The 4,596-nt window shown below is 74.7% G+C and carries 5 protein-coding genes; 3 read left to right on the top strand and 2 right to left on the bottom strand.

From position 1 onward, the window contains the following. A partial coding sequence (locus G3I65_RS10385; RefSeq protein WP_160695910.1) for an amidase family protein occupies positions 1–1,090 on the top strand: 1,090 nt, incomplete at its 5' end. Positions 1,091–1,097: 7 nt separating this feature from the next. After that, positions 1,098–1,889 (top strand): MerR family transcriptional regulator, encoded by a 792-nt coding sequence (locus tag G3I65_RS10390; protein WP_160695913.1) that lies wholly within the window; start codon positions 1,098–1,100, stop codon positions 1,887–1,889. Here the strand turns inward: G3I65_RS10390 and G3I65_RS10395 are convergent. After that, entirely contained in the window at positions 1,886–2,242 is a 357-nt protein-coding gene (locus G3I65_RS10395) for a metalloregulator ArsR/SmtB family transcription factor (protein WP_125313833.1), read from the bottom strand. The genes G3I65_RS10390 and G3I65_RS10395 overlap by 4 nt on opposite strands. 54 nt (positions 2,243–2,296) lie before the next feature. Between G3I65_RS10395 and G3I65_RS10400 the strand changes: the two genes are divergently transcribed. After that, entirely contained in the window at positions 2,297–3,271 is a 975-nt protein-coding gene (locus G3I65_RS10400; protein WP_160695911.1) for a cation diffusion facilitator family transporter, read from the top strand. Here G3I65_RS10400 and G3I65_RS10405 read toward each other — a convergent pair. Then, positions 3,268–4,461: an MFS transporter gene (locus G3I65_RS10405; protein WP_160695912.1), complete on the bottom strand. Its 1,194-nt coding sequence runs from the start codon at positions 4,459–4,461 to the stop codon at positions 3,268–3,270. The genes G3I65_RS10400 and G3I65_RS10405 overlap by 4 nt on opposite strands. Between the last annotated feature and the right edge of the window lie 135 nt (positions 4,462–4,596).

Below are 4,596 nucleotides of genomic sequence, written 5' to 3' on the forward strand. Positions count from 1 at the left end.
GGCCGATCGGAGCGCCGCCACCGGGCCGCTGCACGGCGTGCCGATCACGGTCAAGGAGGCCTTCGACGTCGCCGGGCTGCCGACGACGTGGGGTGAGCCCGCGTTCGCCGGTCACCGCGCGGACCGGGACGCCGTGGTCGTCGAACGGCTGCGGGCCGCGGGCGCGATCGTCGCCGGGAAGACGAACGCGCACCACCTGCTCGCCGACTTCGGGCAGACCGCCAACCCGCTCTACGGGCGGACACTCAACCCGAGAGACCGCACGCGCACCCCCGGCGGCTCCAGCGGCGGCGCGGCGGCCGCCCTCGCCGCCGGCCTGTCCTTTTTGGACTACGGCTCGGACCTGGCGGGCTCGATCCGGATCCCGGCGGCGTACTGCGGCGTCTACGGCCTCAAGCCGACCGCGGGAACCGTTTCGCTGCAAGGGTTCCAGCCACCGGGAGCACCGGCGCCGAGCCGGGAGTTCCCCTCCGCCGTCGGGCCGCTCGCGCGGTCGGCCGCGGATCTCCGGCTCGCGCTGGAAGTAACGGCGTCCCGGCCACTGACGCCTTCCCGCCGCGACCGGCTCGGTGACTTCCGCGCCGGCGTGGTCCTCGACGACCCGGCCTGCCCGGTGACCGCCGAAGTGGGCAAGGTCTTGTCGGACGCCGTCGACGCGCTCGCCCGCGCGGGCGTCGAGATCCGCGAAGGCTGGCCGGACGGCGTCGATCCCGTCGGCCAGGCCGAAGCGTTCGGCTTCCAGGTCGAGCTGTTCTTCGCGAACGGCGAACTCGACGGCGCCGGCGAGCAGGAGCGGCGGCGGCTGGCGTTCACGGCGGCCTGGGAGCGGTACTTCCGCGACGTCGACGTCTTCCTCTGCCCGGCCGTCTTCACGACGGCGTTCCGGGACCTCGGCGACCGCTACGCCGACCAGCCGTTCTGGATCGCGCAGGCGTCGCTGCCCGGGCTGCCCGCGGTGAGCGCGCCGGCCGGTGGCGAACTGCCGGTGGGGCTGCAGGTCGTCGGCCCCGCGCACGAGGACGGCACGGCGCTCGCGTTCGCGGACCTCGCCGCGGCGATCGTCGGCGGGTTCACCCCGGCTGGGGAATGATCGGGTGGTGTTCTCGATCGGCGACTTCGCCCGCCACGGCCGGGTTTCGGTGCGGATGCTGCGCCACTACGACGCGCTCGGGCTGCTGCGCCCGGCCCGCGTCGACCCCGCGACGGGCTATCGCAGCTACACCGCGGGCCAGCTGGCGCGGCTCAACCGGATCGTCGCGCTGAAGGACCTCGGCTTTACGCTCGATCAGGTCGCCACGCTGCTGGCCGACGAGATCACGGTCGAGCAGGTGCGCGGCATGCTCACGCTCCGCCGGGCGGAGCTGGAAGCGTCGCTGGCCGAAGGCGCGGCGCGGCTCGCGCAGGTCGAGGCACGGTTGCGGACGATCGACGCGCCCGACGTCGTGGTCAAGCAGCTGCCGGCGGTGCGCGTGGTCGAGCTGACCGGACTCGCGGCGTCGTTCGCCCCGGAGTCGATCGGCCCGGTCGTCCGCCCGCTGTGCGCGGAACTCGGCCGCCGGCTGCCCACCGCGGACGTCACCCCGGCCGGCCGGTTGACGTGCTACTACGAGCAGCGCGCGGAGGACGAGGTCGTGGTGCACGCGGCGATCCCGGCGTCGGTCGGCCCGGGCGACCTGAACGGCCTGTCGGTGGCGGACCTGCCGGCCACGCGCGCGGCGACGCTCGTCCACCGCGGCCCGATCGACGGCGTCCTGCCGAGCTGGCAGGCGGTGGTCCGGTGGACCGCCGAGCACGGCCTCGCTTCGGCGGGGGCACAGCGGGAGTTGTACCTGGACTGCCCGGCGGACCCGGCGGGCTGGGTGACGGAGCTGCAGGAGCCGGTCGGCTAGGCCGGGTGGTGGGCGTGGTCGCCCGCCGGGATCTCGCGGTCCACGTGTTCCGCGTGGTGCAGGGCCTGGGCCAGGAGGCCGCGGACGTGGTTGTCCGCCGCCGAGTAGTAGACGAACGTGCCCTCGCGGCGGCCCTTCACCAGGCCTGCCAGGCGCAGCTTCGCCAGGTGCTGGCTCACCGCCGTCGGGGCCGCGCCCGCCAGTTCGGCCAGGCAGGCCACCGAGGACTCGCCCTGCAGCAGCGCCCAGAGGACCTTGATGCGGGTCGGGTCGGCGAGCAGGCGGAACGACTCCGCGGCCAGGTGGACCTGCTCTTCGGTGGGCATGTCGAACTCCGGCAGCGAGGCGTGCATGGCGGTAACCCTACTACTTGCGTATCTGCGTGCCTGCGCAGATAGACTGCCATCATGACCGGACATGGCCACGGCCACCGCCACTCGCGGTGGCGCCCGCACAGCCACGACAGCACCGACCGCCTCGACCACGCCCTCGAGACGAGCCGGCGCGGGGTGCGCACGCTCGTGTGGTCCTTCGCCGCGCTGTTCGTCACCGCCGTCGCGCAGCTCGGGCTCGTGCTGGTCACCGGGTCGGTGGCGCTGCTGGGCGACACCATCCACAACTTCGCCGACGCGCTGACCGCCGTGCCGCTCGGCATCGCGTTCCTGCTCGGCCGCCGGGCCGCGACCCGGCGCTACACCTACGGCCTCGGGCGGTCCGAGGACCTCGCCGGGGTGGTCGTCGTGCTGGTCGTCGCCGCTTCGGCGGCCATCGCCGGGTACGAATCCGTGGTGCGGCTGCTGCACCCCGAGCCGGTCGGGCACCCTTGGGTGGTCGCCGCGGCCGGGCTGATCGGGTTCGCCGGCAACGAGCTCGTCGCGCGCTACCGGATCAAGGTCGGCCGCGAGATCGGGTCGGCCGCGCTGGTCGCCGACGGGCTGCACGCGCGCACGGACGGCTTCACCTCGCTCGCGGTCGTCGCGGGCGCGGCTGGGGTCGCGCTCGGGTTCCCGATCGCGGACCCGATCGTCGGGCTCGGCATCACCGTCGCCATCCTGTTCGTCCTGCGCGACGCGGCGAAGGAGGTGTTCCGGCGGCTCCTGGACGCGGTCGACCCCGAGTCGGTCGAGCTGGCCGAACGCACCGCCCGCGACGTCGAGGGCGTGCTCGGCACCCGGGACCTGCGGATGCGGTGGATCGGGCACCAGCTGCGGGCCGAGCTGGCCGTGACGGTGGCGGCGGACCTGACCGTCGAAGCCGCGCACGCGCTGGCGCACGACGTCGAACACCGGCTGGTACACACGATCCCGCGGCTGACCGCGGTCGTCGTCCACACCGAACCGAGCACGGGCGCGGACCGGGCCCACGAGGCCGTCCACCACTAACCGACGGGCTGCTCCACCGGCTCCGGCTTCGGGCTCAGCACCCCGGCGGACAACGCCGCCAGCACGCAGAGGACCACCGGCAGCGCGAACGTCACGTTCAGCGGCAGCCAGTGGGTCAGGCCGCCGATCACCGCCGGGCCGGCCAGCAGGCCGACGTAGCCGAGGCCGACCACCCGGGCCATCAGCGCGCCGGACGCACGGGTGTCCAGGTTGCCCGCCGCCGTGAACAGCTGCGGGACGCCGCCCGAGAGGCCGAGGCCGAACAGCGCCCAGCCGACCAGGGAGACCGGCACCCAGGGCGCCGCCGCGGCGATCGTCAGGCCGACCGCCGCGAGCGCGGCGCCGTAGCGGACGATCGCCGCCGGACCCGCCCAGGCCGCGACGCGGTCGGTGAGGAAGCGGCCGGTCGTCATGGCCACGGCGAAGGCGCCGTACGCGAACGCCGCCGTCGAGGCCGACGTACCGAGCACCTTTTCCATGTGCAGCGCGGCCCAGTCGTTCGCCACGCCTTCGGACAGCATCAGCGCGAGCGCCAGCAGGCCGAGTAGCCACACCACGCGACCCGGGGTGCGGCGGCGGGCCGGCGCGGCTTCCGGCTCCTCCGCGACGGCGGCCGGCGCCTCGGACGGCTCCATCAGGAACCGCGCCGACACCAGGGAAAGCCCGATGCACAGCAAGCCGGTGGCGGTGAGCGTGACGCCGGTGGGCACGCCCGCGCCGAGCGTCGCGGCGCCGATGGCCGCGGCGATCGCGCCGCCGATCGACCACATCGCGTGGAACGCCGCCATGATCGGGCGCGGGTAGGCCCGCTCGACCACGACCGCGTGGGCGTTCATGCCGACGTCGATGGCACCGTTGCCGAAGCCGAACAGCGCGAGGGCGAGGCCCAGCGTCCACCACGAATCCGCGAACCCGGGCGCGCACAGCGCCACGCCGAGGAACACCCCCGCGGCGGGCACGAGCCGCCGGTGGCCGAGCTTGTCGACGAGCGGGCCGGACACCTGCATGCCGGCGAACGCGGCGCCGCCGAGCACCAGCAGCAGCGCGCCCAGGGTGCTGTGCGAGATGCCGGTCGCGCGCTCGACGTTCGGGATGTGCACCACCCACATGCCCATCCCGAACCCGTTGAGGCCGAAGAACATGAAGGTCGCGAACCGGGCGGCGCGCGGGCGGGGCGGGGCGGTCGTCATCGGCTCTCCGTGGTCGTGGGGACGGCGACGTGCACCAGCACGCCGCGTTCGGCCAGCGCCGCGCGCTGGTCTTCGGGGGCGCCCGGGTCGGTGATCACGACGTCCGGGCGCTCGGCGGGGCAGACGTGGGCGAGC

The sequence above is a fragment of the Amycolatopsis sp. SID8362 genome, assembly GCF_010550475.1.
Classification (GTDB): Bacteria; Actinomycetota; Actinomycetes; order Mycobacteriales; family Pseudonocardiaceae; genus Amycolatopsis; species Amycolatopsis eburnea.

Excerpts from the sequence above, each read along its gene's own strand:
- G3I65_RS10405 (WP_160695912.1), bottom strand. The coding sequence starts at position 4,461 with ATGACGACCGCCCCGCCCCGCCCGCGCGCCGCCCGGTTCGCGACCTTC.
- G3I65_RS10395 (WP_125313833.1), bottom strand. The coding sequence starts at position 2,242 with ATGCACGCCTCGCTGCCGGAGTTCGACATGCCCACCGAAGAGCAGGTC.
- G3I65_RS10400 (WP_160695911.1), top strand. The coding sequence starts at position 2,297 with ATGACCGGACATGGCCACGGCCACCGCCACTCGCGGTGGCGCCCGCAC.